Source organism: Dictyobacter arantiisoli (assembly GCF_008326305.1).
Classification (GTDB): domain Bacteria; phylum Chloroflexota; class Ktedonobacteria; order Ktedonobacterales; family Ktedonobacteraceae; genus Dictyobacter; species Dictyobacter arantiisoli.
The window spans coordinates 18,115-36,645 of the sequence record NZ_BIXY01000030.1 but is presented as its reverse complement, the minus strand read 5'-3'; the positions used below and the strand labels follow the sequence as shown (position 1 = coordinate 36,645).

At 48.9% G+C, this 18,531-nt stretch carries 11 protein-coding genes; 7 read left to right on the top strand and 4 right to left on the bottom strand.

Annotation, left to right across the window (positions count from 1 at the left end):
* Positions 1 to 916: 916 nt before the first annotated feature.
* A complete protein-coding gene (locus F1593_RS11700) occupies positions 917 to 1,336 on the bottom strand; it encodes a winged helix-turn-helix transcriptional regulator (protein ID WP_149401747.1) in 420 nt (139 codons plus the stop codon).
* A 146-nt stretch (positions 1,337 to 1,482) separates the two neighbouring features.
* Here F1593_RS11700 and F1593_RS11695 point away from each other — a divergent pair, with 146 nt between their 5' ends.
* Positions 1,483 to 2,379, top strand: a complete 897-nt coding sequence (locus tag F1593_RS11695) for an aldo/keto reductase family oxidoreductase (RefSeq protein ID WP_149401746.1) — start codon at positions 1,483 to 1,485, stop codon at positions 2,377 to 2,379.
* Positions 2,380 to 2,553: 174 nt separating this feature from the next.
* On the opposite strand, the gene F1593_RS11690 is transcribed toward F1593_RS11695, so the two are convergent.
* Complete coding sequence (locus F1593_RS11690; protein ID WP_149401745.1) at positions 2,554 to 3,444, bottom strand: fumarylacetoacetate hydrolase family protein; 891 nt, start codon at positions 3,442 to 3,444, stop codon at positions 2,554 to 2,556.
* 290 nt (positions 3,445 to 3,734) lie between these two features.
* Between F1593_RS11690 and F1593_RS11685 the strand changes: the two genes are divergently transcribed.
* Positions 3,735 to 7,001, top strand: coding sequence for an Eco57I restriction-modification methylase domain-containing protein (locus F1593_RS11685; RefSeq protein WP_149401744.1), 3,267 nt, complete (start codon positions 3,735 to 3,737; stop codon positions 6,999 to 7,001).
* Positions 7,002 to 7,054: 53 nt separating this feature from the next.
* Positions 7,055 to 7,648 carry a GNAT family N-acetyltransferase gene (locus tag F1593_RS11680; RefSeq protein ID WP_149401743.1) on the top strand — a complete coding sequence of 198 codons (594 nt, stop codon included), beginning with the start codon at positions 7,055 to 7,057 and terminating at the stop codon, positions 7,646 to 7,648.
* Between the two features lie 1,061 nt (positions 7,649 to 8,709).
* Here the strand turns inward: F1593_RS11680 and dinB are convergent.
* Positions 8,710 to 9,819: a DNA polymerase IV gene (gene dinB, locus F1593_RS11675; protein ID WP_149401742.1), complete on the bottom strand. Its 1,110-nt coding sequence runs from the start codon at positions 9,817 to 9,819 to the stop codon at positions 8,710 to 8,712.
* Positions 9,820 to 9,937: 118 nt separating this feature from the next.
* Positions 9,938 to 13,981 carry a tetratricopeptide repeat protein gene (locus tag F1593_RS11670; protein ID WP_149401741.1) on the bottom strand — a complete coding sequence of 1,348 codons (4,044 nt, stop codon included), beginning with the start codon at positions 13,979 to 13,981 and terminating at the stop codon, positions 9,938 to 9,940.
* A gap of 566 nt (positions 13,982 to 14,547) precedes the next feature.
* Here F1593_RS11670 and F1593_RS11665 point away from each other — a divergent pair.
* The 4 genes from F1593_RS11665 to F1593_RS11650 all read left to right on the top strand — a co-directional run bounded on the left by F1593_RS11665 (position 14,548) and on the right by F1593_RS11650 (position 18,530).
* On the top strand, positions 14,548 to 15,075 hold the full coding sequence (locus F1593_RS11665; protein WP_149401740.1) for a hypothetical protein: 528 nt from the start codon (positions 14,548 to 14,550) through the stop codon (positions 15,073 to 15,075).
* A 151-nt stretch (positions 15,076 to 15,226) separates the two neighbouring features.
* A complete protein-coding gene (locus tag F1593_RS11660) occupies positions 15,227 to 15,688 on the top strand; it encodes an SRPBCC family protein (protein ID WP_149401739.1) in 462 nt (153 codons plus the stop codon).
* Between the two features lie 618 nt (positions 15,689 to 16,306).
* The gene (locus F1593_RS11655; protein WP_149401738.1) at positions 16,307 to 17,146 is read left to right on the top strand and encodes a hypothetical protein; all 840 of its coding nucleotides are present in this window, start codon (positions 16,307 to 16,309) and stop codon (positions 17,144 to 17,146) included.
* A 94-nt stretch (positions 17,147 to 17,240) separates the two neighbouring features.
* Positions 17,241 to 18,530: an efflux RND transporter periplasmic adaptor subunit gene (locus F1593_RS11650; protein ID WP_149401737.1), complete on the top strand. Its 1,290-nt coding sequence runs from the start codon at positions 17,241 to 17,243 to the stop codon at positions 18,528 to 18,530.
* The last annotated feature ends 1 nt before the right edge of the window (position 18,531 follow it).

Sequence of the window (18,531 nt, the reverse complement as noted above, 5' to 3'; positions counted from 1 at the left end):
CCCATGCTCTCTTCTACCATCTGGGAGCCTGGGAGCCTGGGCAAGTGAGAACACTCTCCAGGTTTCGGCAGATCGAGCATTCGGCTGCATGCATGCATCTCCGATCCAAGCTGGCCGGGCTTTTTCTGGATCACGTCTCTACTGTACAACACAGATGCAATATTAGAGGGTAGAAAGAGAGAAAGGCGCGTGTGTATGGACAGGAATGGATCTGAGCCCGCTCAATATGCTTGGAGTTCTGTGAGAGAACGAGAAGTGTATCGCAAAAAGTCTCAACTTTGGACTTGAGAGTTTTACATGAAGCTGGGCCTCCTTCAATCTCCTTCTTTTCCCTTTTTGCATGCCGCCTGACGATCTTTTACAAATGAAAATGGTACAAAAATGAAAAGGTGAATGGGGAGAACCAACGTAGCGGCCGCTCCGGCTTTTTCACACAGTGACAGCGTCCAATTTCACTGACAGCCTACCAGCATAAAAAGGCAAAGATCCTGCGGTGGCGAAGAAAAGAAGAAAAAGGGGTATTTGGGGACACCCCAAACTCCGGCAAAGGGCTGGCCGCCCTTTGCAATCCCGCTTGAAAAGCCTTACGTTCGCACCTATGGGCTGGCCGCCCTTTGCAATCCCGCTTGAAAAGCCTTACGTTCGCACCTATGGGCTAGCCGCCCTTTGCAATCCCGCTTGAAAAGCCTTACGTTCGCACCTATGGGCTAGCCGCCCCTTGCAATCCCGCTTGTAGAGCGGATTGAAGCGGATCGAACATCTGTTCGATGGATTCGGGATAACTCATATTGGCGAACTTATCAGTCAAACGACAGTCGCTCCTGCGAGTACCTTTCTCATGGAACGCGATACCTGCATTCTGATGGAGAAATCACGTGTTGTGTGTACGTAAACTGTGTGCTAGGCCTTTTCGTAGCTATCGCTGTTGAACAAGGGAAGCTATTTCTTCCTGGAGCGGCTTTTGATCGCGTTGATCATACGTCGTTCGGGCGCGCGCAACTTCCTGCAAATGCCCATATGCCCAGACTCTTAGTGCATTTATTGGTTCTATCAGCGTCTGTCCCAATGGTGTGAGAGAATATTCTACTACTGGAGGCACAACAGGATAAACGACGCGCTGTACCAGGCCATTGCGTTCCATCGCACGCAATGTCTGCGTCAACATTTTTCTCGATATGCCATCGATGCGCTTGAGCAATTGGCCAAAACGCATCGTGCCCTCTTCCAACGCATAGATGACCAGGGGCGTCCACTCATCAGCGATCAATACCAGCACCTGTCGTGACAGGCAGTCTGCCCGGAAAATATCAGGTTGTGTCTGTTGCTTAGTTTCCATGTGGTAACTATATCACTTTTTAGTTACTTCTTACAAGATACAAGCTTTTTGGGTATAGTAGCTACGAGTGAGCCGCATTGAATACGAGTGTATGAGAGAGCGGTAAAAAAATCAGACGAGAGCTGAGAATAAGGAGTAAATTTTCTATGGTATCGCATTCAGAGAATAAACATCGTAATCTGCCAGCCACAGTTGCAGGAACGTTCACCATGGCCGAGGATCTGACGGTCACGCGCATGGGGTACGGCGCGATGCAGTTGGCTGGCCCGTACGTATTCGGCCCGCCCGCCGACCGCGACGCTGCCGTGGCCGTATTGCACGAGGCGATCGAGCTGGGTATCACGCACATCGACACCAGCGACGCCTACGGCCCATATGTCACCAATCAGATCATCAAAGAAGCCCTGCACCCCTACCCCGACTCGTTGCACATTGTCACCAAGGTCGGAGCGTTACGAGACGCCGAAGGCGGCTGGCCCCAGGCGCTAGCTCCTGAGCAGTTGCGCCAGGACGTATTCAACAACCTGGACCGCCTTGGACTGGACGCACTCGACGTTGTCAACCTACGCGTCGGGGGGGGCGGCCTTCCCACTCCTGGCTCAATTGCTGAACCGTTCACAGTACTCGCGCAATTGCAACAAGAAGGATTGATCAAGCACCTCGGGGTGAGCAACGTCACCGCCGAGCAGGTCGCCGAAGTGCAGTCCATCGCGCCAATCGTGTGCGTGCAGAACTTGTACAACCTTGCCTACCGGGCCGATGACGACCTGATCGACTCCCTGGCTGCGCAGGGTATCGCCTATGTGCCTTTCTTCCCGCTCGGTGGCTTCTCTCCACTGCAGTCCGATACTTTGTCAACAGTCGCTACGCGTCTCAACGCCACCCCAATGGCCGTTGCGTTGGCGTGGCTGTTACAGCGCTCTCCAAATATCCTGCTTATCCCTGGTACCTCATCCGTCGCACATCTGCGTGAAAACGTCACTGGTGCTGCGCTGACCCTTTCCGAGGACACACAGACTGAGCTGAACAGTATTGCTCCATAAGAAGCAGTATTGCGCAAACTGAGATCAGGTTAAAAACTGCTCTGATAACTCCGAGCAGTCAGAGTAGAGAAAGCACAACCGTTTCATCATCCATACTCTATATGGACAGTATACGTTCACTCTCCCTCACCCGCCGGGGTGAGGGTATCCCTCTGGCTTCATTGCGGGCCTGGCTTAACTTAATTTATTGGTGAGTTCGCCAAGATTTCCCACTTCAATGGTGACTGTATCTCCTGCCTTGAGCCAGGAATATTCTGGATGACCCAATATAACTCCTTCTGGTGTTCCGGTGATAATGATGTCTCCTGGTTCCAATGTGAGATATTGGCTGAGGTAACTGACAATATATGCGACATTGAAGATCATGTCGGCTGTATTGGAGTTCTGGCGTATTTCTCCATTGAGCCAGAGTTTGATACTGAGATTCTGTGGGTCTGTAACTTCATCTGCCGTCACAAGATAAGGTCCGATGGGCAGGAATTTATCTTGTATTTTTCCAAGCATCCATTGTGGTGTGCGAAATTGGAGGTCGCGGGCGCTTAGATCATGACCGTTGGCGTAGCCGAGCACATAGTCGAGGGCTTCCGCTTGCTCGATACCTTGTGCGCGTTTGCCAATCACCAGTGCCAGCTCGGCCTCGTAATCATATTGTGTTGCATTGGGCGATAATGGAATATCCTCTCCCGTTCCCGCCAGCGCATTGCTGTATTTAGGAAAGAGCACTGGTGATTCTGGGATTGCCATATTTGACTCGGCTGCATGCTTGCGATAATTTAGTCCAACACAAATAATTTTGCCGTACCGTGATGCGCTGGGCCCAAATTGAAGCTGCTCTTCAACCAGCAACCAGTCACCCTGTTGTCCATTCGTTACTGCCATCAGGCTATGCAGTCCACTTAGATCAACCTCAGAACCGCTGCAAAGCTCTTCAAATGTCGCTGGAATGTGTGCCCCATCCAACTTTGCCTGGAAGGCTATGCCAGCACGCGCCACATCGATAATACCCCGTTCGGTCTTTATTCCAAGCTGTAACCCTGTTGGAGTATGAAAAGTTAACAGACGCATAAATAGATTCTCCTCTATAAAATGGCTTCGCTTTGCTATTGTGTCCCTCTATCCTTCCGCTCAGGTATGAGCGAAGTATAGTGTTGGGGGTGTACATAGAAATGATGTTTCTAAAGCCATATCCTCATTCTACCATGAATTTTCATGCCTTATTCCTCCCGTATGAGACAAAAAGGGGGAATAAGAAGCTTTTTTTCCTCTATGAGCCTGGGATGGTGTATAGTAAATAGAGATGGATACGTTAAGTTATCAATGTGGGGATGTTTGATGGGAAAGGGAAAGTGCTGGGGATGCGTAGCAGGGATGAAAATGCCGATTTTTGTGTAGCTAGCGCGCCATTGTATGCGGCTCTTGATGTGTTGTTGCAATTTTTCAAGTCATCACAGGACCCTACATCCACGTTGCGTATGTGGCAGGAGGCTTGTTATCAAGCCGCTATACTGATCGTAATGCGTCTGGTAATCCTTCTTTTTGCTGAGGCACGTGCTCTGCTGCCCGCTAGCGCGTCATGCCGTTTGACGGATCTATACGTTCAGTTATGTGAGATATTTCAGCCAGACGGGACTGTCTGTTCTGTATCTCCCTCGGGCGCCTGGAGATCTATTTTGTATCTTTTTGCGCTGATCTCTACCGGTTGTTCTGGCGACTCCTTTGGTGACTCCCTCTCTTTTCCTGCGTATGAAGGATTGCTTTTCCAGTCCGGCTCACCACATAGTGCTGTCATGTTGGAGCGAGCCCTGGCCCTGTTTGAGGCTATTGATCTCCCTGATATGTGTGTCTGGCAGCTCTTAGATCTCATTCATCGCGCGCTCTTTCTTCGTCGTCCTTTAATGGATGAAAATGACCGGGATGCACCGCAACGTGATCTGGAGATGCTCTGTCCAGAGTATCTTGGTTTGATCTATCAAACGCTCTTAGATTGTCATCAGCATGGCGCTGAACGCAAAGGATCAGGTACGTTCTATACACGTCCTCAACTGGCACAGGCGCTGGCACGTCGTACTCTTGAGCCGTTAACGTGTATGCTTGACGAGCAAGGCCAATCAATCCCGTGCCCGCCTGCCGATATCCTGGCCTTACATATCTGTGATCCCGCCTGTGGTTCGGCCTCATTTCTGCTGGCTGCATTGCGCTATCTTTGCACGCGTCTAACTGCCTCGTTGCTCTATTATACATGTGAGGATGCGGAACAGCCCATACAGACCGATCTGCGTTTGCAAATAGCTGCACAGTGTCTTTATGGAGTTGATCTGGCTCCCCTGGTAGTCGAACTGGCTCAAATTAGCTTATGGCTTGAAATTGGGGTTGATTACTTGCCTCTTCACTATCTAAATACACATATCAAGGTTGGGAATGCTCTGCTGGGTGCCTGGTATCAGAATTATTGTGTATATCCCTGGATGGCCTGGATGCGCGCTGGTGGTGATAGTAACCATACAACGAGTATCCATTATCCAGAAGGAGCCTGGACCCGAGCGTTACGCCAGATGCGGGATACTGTGATCAAGCCAGAACTTGCCAGCGTGCTTCCTCAGTCGATAGATATCCAATCCTCTGATCTCAAATATGCCTTTGATAGCTGGTGTGCTATCTGGTTCTGGCCGGCTGATCAACTGGCTCATGTCCCGACACCGGCATCCTTTTATCGGCAGGACACTCCGACGCAACAGACACGCCAGATTGTGGATACATTGACCACACAACTGCGCTTCTTTCACTGGCCACTTGTGTTTCCAGAAATCTATCAGGACGCGCATTCAGGTTTTGATGCCATCTTAACCAATCCTCCCTGGGAAACGAGCAAGCCTGGTTCACGCGAGTTCTTTAGTGATTATGATCCCTGTTATCGCCAGTATGGCAAACAAGAGGCGTTAGCAAGGCAGCGCCTGCTATTCGCGCAGGACCATATGCTGGAATATAGCTGGCTCAGCCAGCAGGCTGAATTCAAAAACATACGCAACTGGTTTAAATATGCAGGTTCGCCTGCTGGTAAGCCAGTCTTGACGGAAGATGCGACCCCTCTCCCTTTTCGTTATCAGGGAGCAGGCGAACTGAATACTTATAAATTGTTTTTGGAGCAAGCCCATTATCTTCTAAAACCACATGGCTATCTTGGCATGCTGGTACCGGCCAGTATCTATACTGATCAGGGAGCACTGGCTTTACGAAAGCTTTTTCTGTATCACTGCAAGTGGATCGTCTTGCTGGGCTTTATCAATCGTCGTGGCCTCTTCGATATCCACCGTTCATTTCGCTTTGCGGCGTTGTTGGTGGAGAAAGGTGGAAGCACCGAGCAGTTGCAGGTCGCCTTTCAGCAGGTTGATTTGCAGGTGTTTGATGATTATGAGCAGAACCTGTTACGCCTCTCGCGTCAGCATATCGAGCGTTTTAGCCCAACTTCCCTCTCGTTGATTGAAGCACAGTCTCCCCATGATATAGCTCTGCTAGAAAAACTTGCTACTGATACTGTGCTTTTGGGTGCGCAGAGCCTGGATAGCTGGCAGATCCGCTATGCGCGGGAATTTGATATGACTACCGATTCTCATCTTTTTGCTCCCCTCCCCGACTGGCACGGCTATCAATCAGATCTGTATGGTCGTTGGAGGCATGGGGATAAGGATTTTGCGCTCCCTGTCTATGAAGGGCGCATGATCGGGGCCTTTGATCCCAGCGCGAAAGGATGGCTCTCTGGCAAGGGACGTAGCGCGGTCTGGAATGTTATTCCCTGGACTGCAAAGCAGTTTGCTCCTCAATATCTTATGTCATTGCCTACCTATCGGGCCTGCAACTCTGCCATCGCGGGACATAAAATTGGTATTATGGATATTTGTTCGGCTATTAATGCACGCTCAATGTATGCCACTTTTATCCATGGCAATCCCTGTGGGAATGTCGTACCAGTCATTCAACCATCTAAGCAGGATATCGTCACGGTTCTATCGCTCTTAGCGAACTTAAACTCTTTTGTTTATGACTATATGGTACGCTACCGCCTGGGAGGACAGCATCTCAACTATTTTGTGCTTGCAGAAACGCCAGTCATACCACCTGTACATATCTGTCCGACACTTTGCGCGCAACTGGCCGCGCGGCTCAATCTTGCCATGGTATGTTTTGCGCCGCAGTGGTTGGAGTTACGCACCTGTTATCCCACGCTGGGAAAGCTGCATTGGAGACGCCTCTGGGCTATCACGCCGCACGAGCGCCTGCGTCTGCGCTGCATATTGGATGCTCTGGTAGCCAATCTCTATGGCCTGACATACGATGAACTCGCCTGGATTTTACGCCCTGATCGTCATCAGCTCTATGGCTTCTGGCGTGTGGATAAAGAGAGGCCAGTAGTGTTACGTCATACTACCTTGACCTTACAAGCGTATGCCCATTTACAGCGCGTTGGACGAGCGGCTTTTGAGCAGGAAGACTGGCAATTTCCGCCTGCGATTGCCGCACAACTAGGACCGCGCTTCACATCCTGGCAGCAAGAAGGATCAATCCACGAAAGCTGGGCTGAATGCGAAGCTCATGCTCGCGCAATCCCTATCCCATTGCCATCCTGAAGCTTTGCATTGGATGTATAATGGAGCTGAATAACAGAAATGGAACGCTAGAAATGTCATATGAGCGAAGGCCCTATCCTACAGGTGCAAAAGAAAGCTATCTCTGGACCTGGTGGAAACATGATCCCTTGCCCACTTTACCAGTGCTTGAAGGATGGCATATCGAGACAGCCCGGGAAGTGCCGTTTGCAGCTAAAATCTCAAATATCCCTATAAAGAGTGTCGAAGCACGCTATAGCGCAGGACATTATCCCATTCTGGCATACCTGAATGATACCCTGGTTGCCTATGGATGGCTGGGTATTAATCAAGCGTCATTTGGGAGTCCGGCTATCACCTTCAACTTGCCAGCCAAAAGTATTTATCTTTATCACTTCGTCACCCTGTTACCGTGGCGTGGACGTGGCTATTATCCCCGTTTACTGCAAGCAATCCTCGAACGTGAGAGCAGAGCATATGAACACTTCTGGATCATGCATCAAACTACCAATCGAGCCTCGCAGCATGGAATTGAAAAAGCGGGCTTCCAACCAGTCGCACGCACCATCCATATCTCATCCAACCAACTCGCCCTCATTCCAACCGGCGACCCTGAACGCGCCCAGCAAGCCTCCATTCTCCTCGGTCTCCCCCTTAAAACCTCTTAAAGCAGGATTGCCAGGGACGGCTCGCCAATACGTAAAAGCAAAAGATTTTGCAGGATTGCAAAGGGCGGCCAGCCCTTTGCCGGGGTTTGGGGTGTCCCCAAAAACTCTTTTTTACTCGCCGCCGCAGGCGGCAAGAATGACACAAAAAGCAAAAATGGATTGTGCCATTTCCATCCCTGGATGAGCACAATCCATTAGATTGTAGCCTCCATCCCTGGAGAACACAATCTGTGTCTGTATGTGCCAGCACGGAACAAGCCATCCCACTATTAATGTACATACGCCTCCATGCGTAATGTACATACGCCTCCATGCGCCGTCACAGGTAGTGTTTTAGCTTTAAATGTTCGCAGTAACAAATACAGGCTGTAAGGTTAGATGCAGAGTATATCTGACCACTGCTGAGTAGCGGAAATCAGATCACCCATAAGCAAACTCCCTTATGCATCAGAGCCTTTAAATAAATGAGCAGGTGTATCTTCCCCGAAGATACGCGGAAAAAGTGTGTAAGGCACTCAAGCAATTCGCACATATGCATGTGCTTTCTACAAACACAAGAGCTTATAGAGATAACTGAATGATGTAGCTCTTAGCTTTAATCGCTTTTCCCTATAAAACAATATAAACTATAGATGCCAAAATGTCAATATGATTGACATTTTTTTGGATACTTTTAAGGTAATACTAATCTGATAGGCTCAGGATCTTTTTTTATTACTAAAAATAATCGAAATGAGTTGGCATTTGTCTGAAGTTGGGACTGACAAAGGCTGAATTATCACAGTATAAGCTCATCAATTGCGCTGATGGCTGTTTTTAACCATTCCTGAGGTTGAGCTTTGATTCGATGAGAAATCGATACCTTATCAAATATTTTTATGACTTCGAATAGTTAATCTTTATCTCTCTCTAGAATGAGCATCACAGTGCATATGTATCGAGTTGACTATCCCTGTAGCTGCACTGCGATGCCCTGCTGATCGGTTGAAGATTATTTGAGGGAAGCTAAAAAGTCTAACACAAGGCGTGTGAACTCTTGTGGGAGTTCCATACTGGGCATGTTAAGCCAGCCAGGCATCTTCGTCCCAGAGCGGTAAGGGATAAATTTGCGCTGGTTGATTGGCTTCGGCACTGGTGATCAGATGTGAAACGGTTACTCCTATAAGTCGCACACGTTGCTGTCCGGTTTGCATTTGATTCAGCAGGACCGGGGTCAGGATGTTGACTATCGTCCGGGCATCCTGTGTGGCGTCGGGAATGGTGATGCTACGCGTGAGCCGCTGAAAATCACTCCAGCGCAGCTTGAGCGTGATCGTTTTGCCGAGCAGTTGTAGCTCGTGGAGACGTCGTGCTACCTGTTCAGCCATCTGACTCATCAGCAGTAGCAATTCTTCGGGATCATCGAGATCTTCGGAGAGCGTTGTCTCTTTACCGACCGATTTGCGGACACGTGCGGGTTGTACTGGTCGATCATCTTCACCGCGTACATAGTGATAGAGCACACTTCCCTGCTTATGCAAGATGCGTTGTAATTCAGCCTCGCTCAAGCGCTTCAGATCGGCTCCTGTCTCTATATCCAATTCCCGTAGTCGGGCCGCCGTTACTTTGCCGACGCCGAAGAACTTATCGATAGAGATTCCTTCCAGGAAGCGGACGGCCTGTTGGGGCGATACAACTGTCAGGCCATCTGGTTTGCGGTAATCCGAAGCCAGTTTGGCGATAAATTTGTTATAAGAAACGCCTGCTGAAGCTGTCAGCCCTGTCTCCTGATAAATTTGCGCCTTAATTGCCTGGGCCACATGGGTGCCGGCTGCAATGCCGCGCAGGTTATGGGTTACGTCCAGATAGGCTTCATCCAATGAGAGTGGTTCAACCAGTTCAGTATAGCTATGGAAAATCTGCATGATTTGCGCGGAGACGGCGTGATACACGTCAAAGCGTGGCCTGATGAAGATAGCGTGGGGACAGCGCTGGTATGCCTGCTGGGCTGCCATCGCGGAATGAATTCCATAGCGCCGCGCCTCGTATGAACATGTTGCCACCACTCCCCGTCGATTGGGATCACCTCCCACGACCAGAGGCTTGCCACGCCATTCAGGATGATCTCGTTGCTCGATAGAAGCATAAAACGCATCCATATCGACATGGATAATCTTCCTGATCAATTCCATAACCGTAGTATGCTCCTTTAGCGATCATGTGCCCAACCGAAAGCCCGATTGCGAACCGACAAGCAAAGCTCTTCTTACGTATCTCTTATCATATCATGGACACAGATCAGTTTCAGGTCTACCTGCCGAGCCGTTTGCTGAGCTCATTCTTTTTGCTGCGTATCACCGCATCCTGAGGCGATAAGCGTAGTGCCTGTTCATATGCATCTAAAGCTTCTTCCAGGCGGTTCATGCGGCGCAGAATCGTGCCTTTATCTCCATACGCCTGTGCAATCAGGGGATCGCAACGAATGGCCTGCTCATACGCCTGTAACGCCTCTGGATAGCGTTTGCAACTATAGAGAATCTTGGCTTTATTCGCGTAAGCGGTTGCATCGTCGGGCGTCAATGTAATGATCCGTTCAAACACGGCCAGCGCCTCATCATAGCGATAGCATTTGCGGAGCGCGATTCCCAGATGGTAATAGATCAGGACATTATCGGGGTCCAGTGCGAGTGCTCGGGTGTAGATAGCGAATGCTTCCTCACCTAATTTCGCTTCATAAAGGACTGCGCCATGTTGTTCCAGGAGTGACAGATAGCTGGCACAGACGGTGTCCTGCTCGGGATGGCACTCCAGCCAGTTTATATTGGCACGCAGGGCGTTGCTAATCTGTTCATTATTACCATAGAGTTTAATCAGTGACAGATATAAGTTCCGACCAATAGGATCATCTGGATGTTGTTTAAGCCAGTCGACGAGGATATTCAGGCTCGCGCTTTGTTGGTCCGCGCTACCATGTCGTTCCACAAGTTTACAATAGGCTGTCCAGACATAGATGCTATCAGGATGGGCAGCCAGCCAGGCTGTGGTGTGTTTAAGTTGGCTGGCAATTTGATCCTGGTTGCCATAGCATTCTACCAGTCGTAGATAGGCGGCGCGCACAAAGATATCCTCTGGATGGTTAGCGAGCCAGCTGGCTGTGAATTCCAGGCCCACTGCGATCTGACTGGTGTTGCCATAGTGTTTGAGTAGCTTGAGATAGACAGCTGGTATGCGCGGTTGTAACTGGTTTGAGCTGTTATAAAAGCAGGGAGTTACTATGGTGAGTGCACGCAGTGTCTGCGGTGCGGCACCACAATAATCCACCAGATCCAGATACGTTTCCAGGATAAAATCATCTATGCTATGTTTATCAAGCCAGTAGGCAGTGAAGTTCAGAGCTGCGGCGATCTGCTCACGCGATCCATAGCGCTTGTTCAGGCTTAGATACATTGTCAGCAGATAGGAATCAGGCACGTTGTCGCGCAACCAGTGTCTGGTAAAAGCCAGGGCGTGTTTGATCTGATCCTCTGTGCCATGATGTTTGCTCTGTTGAAGGTAGACGGTCAGTAGATAAGGATTCGGACTGTGTTCTGCTAACCAGTCGGCGGTGAAATTGAGTATGTTCTGTGTGTATGACTGTGGACTGTAGCGTCCAAGGAGATTGAGATAGGTGGAGAGAAGATAAGAGCTGATTATGGATGGGGATGCGCCCATTTTTTCATTGATCATATTCAGGGCAGTGCACGTTTGTTCGTGTGTTCCATATTTACTCACAAAGTTGAGGTATTGTACGAGCAAACTATCTTCTGGGACGTGTTGCGGTAACCAGCTTTCTAGCGTAGGGATAAATGCCGCCAGATAATCGGGCCGGGCATGATGTTCCAGACAATGCAGCAGATTGATCAGGACTAGATTATTTTGATGAGGGACATCCTGCCATTCTTTTATCCGTTCTTGCAGGGATACTAATTGTTCAGGATGGCCGCAGCGATCCACCAGTTTGATGTAGAGAGCAAGAATATTGGTGTTTTTTTTATGGTTATCCAACCAGGATGCAGTTGCTGTAATCGCCTCTATAATTTGTGTATGGGTTGCGTATGGTTCAATGAGTTCCAGATAGGCCTTAATTTCAGTGTTATGTCGCCTGAGTTGCAACCATTTGAGGCTCAGATCAATGGTTGCCATAATGGCTTCTCGTGTGCCCCGTCTTTGGACCAGTCCACACAGTGTAATGCGCACACTGGCATCCTGTAAATGTACGGCTGGCAATACAAGTGTGGTCGCAATTGTCGTCTGTGCCTGTTGATTGGTTCCGTGCCGTTCGACCAGTCGAAGAAAGGTTGTACGTAGTCTTGTTTCGCCCGGATTGATTGCCAGCCAGGCGGCTGTATTATTGATTGTGTTGCATATATCATCACTGTTGCCATAACGATGTACCAGTTTGAGATATGCGCTGCGCACATAGGGATCTTGTGGATGGGCAATCAGCCAGCTGGCGATGCTTGCGATGGTCTGCCTGATATCTTCGTAGGTGCCATGTTGTCCGACGAGTGCCACATAGAGAGCGCGTGTATTGATGCTCTGCGGATTCATATCTAGCCAGTTTCTGGTACTACGAATGGCATTGAGAATCTGTTCATGGGTGCCGTATCGATCAACTATTTTGAGATAGGTGGAACGGATGGAACTGGTTTGTAGATTGCTATCCAACCAGCCTGCTGTTTCATTGAGCGTTTCGATAATCTTGTCCTGTGGGGCATAGTGACTGATCAGTTCCAGATAAGTAGTGCGAATTGCGTGGCTATAGGGATTCAGAGCCAGATGGTTGGCCGTGAGCTGGATAAGTGCATGCATCTGCTCTTCAGTACCATCGCGCCGTATGAGATCCAGGTAAATATGCAGGACATTAGCATCTGGAATGTTCATGATCACCTCGAATTCCTGCTGCTCAAGGAGCTGGCTGCATTGTTCTCGGCTGCCATGTCGCTCCAGAAATTTGAGATAGACCTGACGAACATAACAATCATGCGGGTTAGCAGCCAGCCAGGACATCGTGCTCTGGATCAGTTCATCAAGTTGCTCCGGGCTGCCACAATGCTCAATGAATTTAAAGTATGTCTGGCGAATATTGGAATTCTGTGGATGAGTACTCAACCAGTCTTTTGTATGATCGATCAGACGCGCGATTTGCTCTGGTTTGCCACAGCGCTCCACAAAGCATAGATATGCCTGACGAACATGCACATCTTCAGAATGTTCCAGCAGCCAATAATAGATGCTATCAACCTGTTGTGCGATCTGATCCTGCGTGCCATTGCGCTCAATCAGTCCCAGATAGGTCTGACGAACCTGCGTATCATCGGGCGTCATATCCAGCCAATGTTCGGTGCTGGCGATTAATTGCGCGATTTGATCCCTGTTGCCCCAATGCTCGATAAATTTAAGATAAATCTGCCGTACATTAATATTCTGAGGCGTGGCGTGTAGCCAATTCCCGGTTTCCTGGATTGTCTGTGCGATATCAGCGATAGTTCCATTGCGCTCGATGAAACCCAGATACGCATGCCTGACTACCGTATCCTGTGGATTTTCGGCCAGCCAGTGCATGACCCTTGTGTTCAGCGCTGCTTTCTGGGTGGTTGTACCCTTTTGTTCTGTCTGCTTGATCAGGGCCACCCAATCCAGATCGTATTCTGGCGCTTTAGACATACCTTCAATAATGATGCGCTCGGCGCTGGCGGGCTTACCGACCATGGTATAGAGTTGCGCCCAATTCATCATTTCAGCATTGCCACAATGCATGATTAAAGCTCGAAACCAGGCATCCTGCTCAAGCAAGATGTCTTGCACCGGTAACAGGTATGTATCTTTAACGAGATATTCAAGCAGGCGTTGTAAAAATATGCGTTGTTCACGCCGCTGCGGTTGGAGCGCGCCAATATATGCGTGCAGAAGTGAATAGGGATCAGCTTGATAATGTTGTAGAGCGGCACGCGCGATAGATGAGTTTGTAGCTCGTATCAACGATGGTACGTTCTCTTCGCGCTGGAGTAGTCCGAGCATCGCAGGTTGATTCAGTATGCTTTCAGGTTTGTCTGGCAGGCAGAGCATCGCCAGGAGCGATTCAGGAATTGAAAGTTCATATTGACCAGCGAAATAGATATAGACGGCAGCTTGATAGATGTGAGGCTGTTGTGCAAGTGTCGTGAGACGTTCAGCTACCAGCCTCACATCTACCTCACTTCCCTGTACGGACGTCGTATTGTCTGGGCGTGTCGAAAATATGGCAGAAAAAGGTGTTTCTAGTTTGATAGAATTAAGAGGGGCTATTATATTAGAAGTATCGTCTTCATTCATAATATCAATGCTTTCTTTATGATGCTCATGTCTTGAACAATATGCTGCCAGCTAACAATATACTGCCGATAGCAAAAAAGACTCCTTATTGGTATTGTTAAATATGCGATGTTAAATATACTAGAAATTCATTGATAATACAATAAAAATGTAGATAAGGAATAGAGTAGGATTACCGCAGGCCGAGCCTTTGCGGTGTATAAGATGAGCTTATCGGGTTGATCTCACCTTTACAATGAGGTCTCAAGATACGTTGGGAGAGGGATATTAATAACAATGACAGATTATTTTTATAATCCTTCTGTTGTAACCTGCTTAGAGCATCATCGATCAGGGAGTTGCCGTCAAGTAGGCTTATCAGCACGTTCGACGTCCGATTATCTTTATGCCAGACCATCAAAGTGTTACTTCCGGCTTTCGGAGTCCGTGTTGTTGTATAGCCGGAGAGTTCTGGCTCACTGCCTACCTTGTGTGTTTGTGCTGGCTGTATAGCGCGAATCAGAGCGCTTACCTGTATGCTATCATTATGCCGCATTGTCTGGCAACAGATCAAAGTGAGACGAAGCATGAATAACGCACATCAAGCGGCACAATTTGCCGTTACACTAGAAAAAATTGGCAATCAGGCACTCTTGGAATGCAGAGCATTACCAGACGATCTGCTCAACTGGTCACCTGCATTCTCGACGAGCTGTACACCGATGCTACTGGCACTTGAGCTTGCGCAAGTGATTGAAAATTGGGTACTGGTTCCTGTCGGAGGCCGACAGCCTGCTCTGATGGATCACGTGACCGGGTGTCATTCTCCTGCTACATTTCCCATCCTTTCAGCCTGTTATGCGGAATGGATCAAAAGCGTTCATACTATCTTAGATTCATTTCCCAATGCCTTATTAGATTTGCTTGTCGAAAAGCAGAGCCTGGCTCAAAAGCTTCCCAGTCAAGCGCGACCAACGGTCCATACCTGTTTACTCACAGCAGTTGAACGCAGCGCCCTCCATCTGGGAGAAATCCAGATACTCTGCCACACAGTAATGTGGAATACCATGCCAGCAGGAAAGAGTGCACAATCCTATCTGCGAGGCATAGTGTAAAGATTGCTGAAGTCATGGACACGCCTGGATTGTGCCAGGCAAAAAGATCAGGTCAAAAAAAAATGCAAGAGTTGTCGATACAATGAATGTGAAACGCATTTCCATGATTTTTTCGTGTCATGGCTAGTATAGAGACGAAAGGATAAACTCAATGACAGACTATGAGAGCTCTTTAAAGATTCAGGCCTTGCCAGATCAAGTTGAGCAATTCATCTCACAGGTTGACAACCTGCCCAAGTATCTGCCAACAACCAAAAGTGCCATGCCGCAACAGGGAGAGCACGTGCGTGTAGAAGGCTCGGCGCATGGACATTCCTATGATTCGGATGGATATTTCCGCGTTGACAAGTCCAGACACCGCATGGAATGGGGATCAAATGGCGAGGAAAAATACTCTGGCTGGCTACAAGTGACCCCTTTAGATGCTGGAAAAGCTTCAGAGGTCGTCGTCCATCTTACCTTTGATCCTTCAAGTAATCTCAGAAAAGAATTCAACGAACCAACCGATAGCAAAGACAAAACCATTCAAGAAGACTTAGATAAAGCCCTTCTCTCCATCAAAAACATCTGTGAGGGCAAGGGTGGCAAGGTAGAATCCAAATCTGCCAAATAATTTCCCCCCTCTATTAAGGATGCCCGATAGCTAGCATATCGGGCATCCTCCGTTTTCCCTCTGGCTCTTTATCCTTCCAGGTGATTGGATAAGGGAATAAGTGCGAGAACACCTCGTGCTCCTTCTGGGCTGCCGCCCCCATAGGTGCGAACGTAAGCGGGATTGTTAAGGGTGCAACCCTTAACCTGGGGTTCGGGGCTGTGCCCCGATCTCTCACCTCCCTCTCGCCGCCGCGCGCGGCGGCGAAGAAAAGAAGAAAAAGGGGTATTTGGGGACACCCCAAACCCCGGCAAAGGGCTGGCCGCCCTTTGCAATCCCGCTTGAAAAGCCTTACGTTCGCACCTATGGGCTGCCGCCCCTGCACCCTGCTTTCATCCTGAAGGAAAAAAAAACGTAACAAAATTTTCAATTTATTTACAGTTAGTTGATAATTTCCATAATCTTTCATGTTAAATTTCCTCAAGAGAAAGTATTTATCTCTCAGGTACTATTTTGTTTGCAGTGAGACTTAACTTTCTATTTATATATCATGCTTTTGTTGTGATGGGTATAAATATATTTCTCTCTAGCTGGTGTAAATATGTGTTATTTCAATTTCTCATGAGGGGGCAGGATTCGATGTTCATAAAGCGCTTCCACAAATTGTGCGCTGGCGGTGCCGTGGGGATTTTGTTGTTAGCTGTCTTAAGCGGATGTAATGCTGGTGCTTCACAGGATAACAGTACCGGCGGGACGGCGGCGTCTGCCGTGACGGCGACGGCGACATGTACACCTGTGACCAGCACTATCACTCGTGCAAGTGGGATGGTAAAGAGTGTTACTAGTAGTTCTCTGGTGATTACAAAACAAGGTGGTTCAACGGTAACCGCCAGTCTTTCAAGTAAGACTACCTATACGCAAGAGGCATTGGTGACAAAAAGTGCTCTCACTAACGGGGTGGCCGTTTCCGTTACAGTCACGCAAAACGCCGATGGCAGTTCTTACACAGCAGACAGCATCCAATTAAGCACCGGTGCTGGCTTTGGCGGTGGTAGAGCAGGCGGTTTTGGTGGTAGAGCAGCAGGAGGAGGTAATTATCCTGGTGCTGGTGGAGCTGGTTCTGCACGCTGTGGTTTTCCGCGTCGATCAGGCACGCCGGGCACCAATGGTGGCTTTGGTGGTGGTGCCAATGGTGGTGCTTCTAGAGGAAATGCTAATCGTCTTATTGGCACTGTATCCCAGGTCAGTGGTGATATATTGACGGTTACAGATTTTAGCAGCAATGATTATTCCCTGACCTTGACCAGTAAAACACAAATTACGCAGACGAAAACCGTGACCGCCAGCGCATTGAAAGCAGGTCAAAATATTACCTTGCTGGGTACTGCTGTCAGTGGTAATAACGGTGCCATAACCGCCCGGAGTGTATCCATTACGTTAGCTCCGGCCAGTACAATTTCGTCTGCAACTCCGGCGTAGCCCTCACCTTGATGAGGGTCTTTTTGTTCCCATTGACGCCAAGGGATGACACACGATTATAGGATTATTTAAATAGATTAAGTGAGTGTGCGCTATGTCAGAAAAAGTAGAAGAATTACAACCCTTGCTAGAAGAAGATCAGTTAGATCTGGATGATATGGATACCGTCGGTGTAGAGCCTAGGAAACGCCGTTTTCCAATCTGGGCGATTATTGTAATTGTCGTGATTGCTCTGATTGCTAGCGTTACATCCTATTATCTACTCAACCGGACGCCCGCAATTCAGTATACTCAGGGCACTGCTACGACCGGCAATTTGAGCGTTAAAGTCTCAGCCAGCGGTCCTTTGTCCCCCAATGCGGAATATACGATGAATTTTCCTGCGGCCGGACAGATTACAGAGATCGATGTCAAAGTTGGTCAGCATGTAACGAAAGGCCAGACCCTGGCTAAATTGTCTGTCACCTCGACAGGTAACTACGCTAACAACAACAATAACAATAATAATTCTCCGACGGTTGATACTCTGACGGCCCCTGGTGACGCCACAATTGCGGTTATCAATGGAGCTGTGGGTGAGAATGTTTCCTCTTCTGGCACTGTCTCTTCTGGCAGCGGTGGAAGCAGCCAGGGCACCGGTAGTAGTAGTGGCAGTTCGGTATTTATGACGCTGGTAGATGTGAGCAAATATAACATTCAGGCTTCCATCAATGAATCAGATATCAACAGTATCAAAATTGGTCAGCCAGCGCAGTTTACCGTTTCAGCCTATCCTTCTAAAACCTTACGTGCGACCGTTTCCGCGATCAATATCCTGGGACAGACCAGTTCGAGCGTGGTGACCTATGCCGTAACATTGACTGTGGATATGAGTAGCCTGACCAATGTTCAGGTCTATCCGGGCATGACCGCAACGGTGGATATCACGACGGCACAGCGTTTGAACACGTTGCTTATTCCATCCAGCGCGCTCACCTTCCCCACCACGGCGCTCCAGAATGGCGAGATCAGCCGTAGCGATTATGTTGCTGCTCTGCAATCATCGACGAGCAATTCTTCCAGCGGTTCAACCTCCAATGCCAATGGCGCAACGACCAGTAGTCGGGTGGTTATGGAATTAAAGAATGGCAAATTGACACCAGTAGCGATCACCGTTGGCCTGAGCAGTGGACAATCCGTTGAGGTGCTGTCTGGCTTGCAGGATGGTGATCAAGTAGTCATCGGTCAGACGGGTGGAAATACTACCACGACCGGTACTGGAACTGGAACCGGAACCGGCACTAGAAGAGGAACTGGCGGTTTTGGTGGTGGAGCCGGTGGTTTTGGTGGTGGAGCCGGTGGCTTCGGCGGCGGCGCTGGTGGTGCTCGCTCTGGAGGAAACTAGG

Bases quoted from the DNA above. Each gene is read 5' to 3' on its own strand.
- F1593_RS11685 (WP_149401744.1), top strand. From the start codon at position 3,735: ATGCGTAGCAGGGATGAAAATGCCGATTTTTGTGTAGCTAGCGCGCCA.
- F1593_RS11700 (WP_149401747.1), bottom strand. From the start codon at position 1,336: ATGGAAACTAAGCAACAGACACAACCTGATATTTTCCGGGCAGACTGC.
- F1593_RS11660 (WP_149401739.1), top strand. From the start codon at position 15,227: ATGACAGACTATGAGAGCTCTTTAAAGATTCAGGCCTTGCCAGATCAA.
- F1593_RS11655 (WP_149401738.1), top strand. From the start codon at position 16,307: ATGTTCATAAAGCGCTTCCACAAATTGTGCGCTGGCGGTGCCGTGGGG.
- dinB (WP_149401742.1), bottom strand. From the start codon at position 9,819: ATGGAATTGATCAGGAAGATTATCCATGTCGATATGGATGCGTTTTAT.
- F1593_RS11680 (WP_149401743.1), top strand. From the start codon at position 7,055: ATGTCATATGAGCGAAGGCCCTATCCTACAGGTGCAAAAGAAAGCTAT.
- F1593_RS11670 (WP_149401741.1), bottom strand. From the start codon at position 13,981: ATGAATGAAGACGATACTTCTAATATAATAGCCCCTCTTAATTCTATC.
- F1593_RS11695 (WP_149401746.1), top strand. From the start codon at position 1,483: ATGGTATCGCATTCAGAGAATAAACATCGTAATCTGCCAGCCACAGTT.
- F1593_RS11690 (WP_149401745.1), bottom strand. From the start codon at position 3,444: ATGCGTCTGTTAACTTTTCATACTCCAACAGGGTTACAGCTTGGAATA.
- F1593_RS11665 (WP_149401740.1), top strand. From the start codon at position 14,548: ATGAATAACGCACATCAAGCGGCACAATTTGCCGTTACACTAGAAAAA.
- F1593_RS11650 (WP_149401737.1), top strand. From the start codon at position 17,241: ATGTCAGAAAAAGTAGAAGAATTACAACCCTTGCTAGAAGAAGATCAG.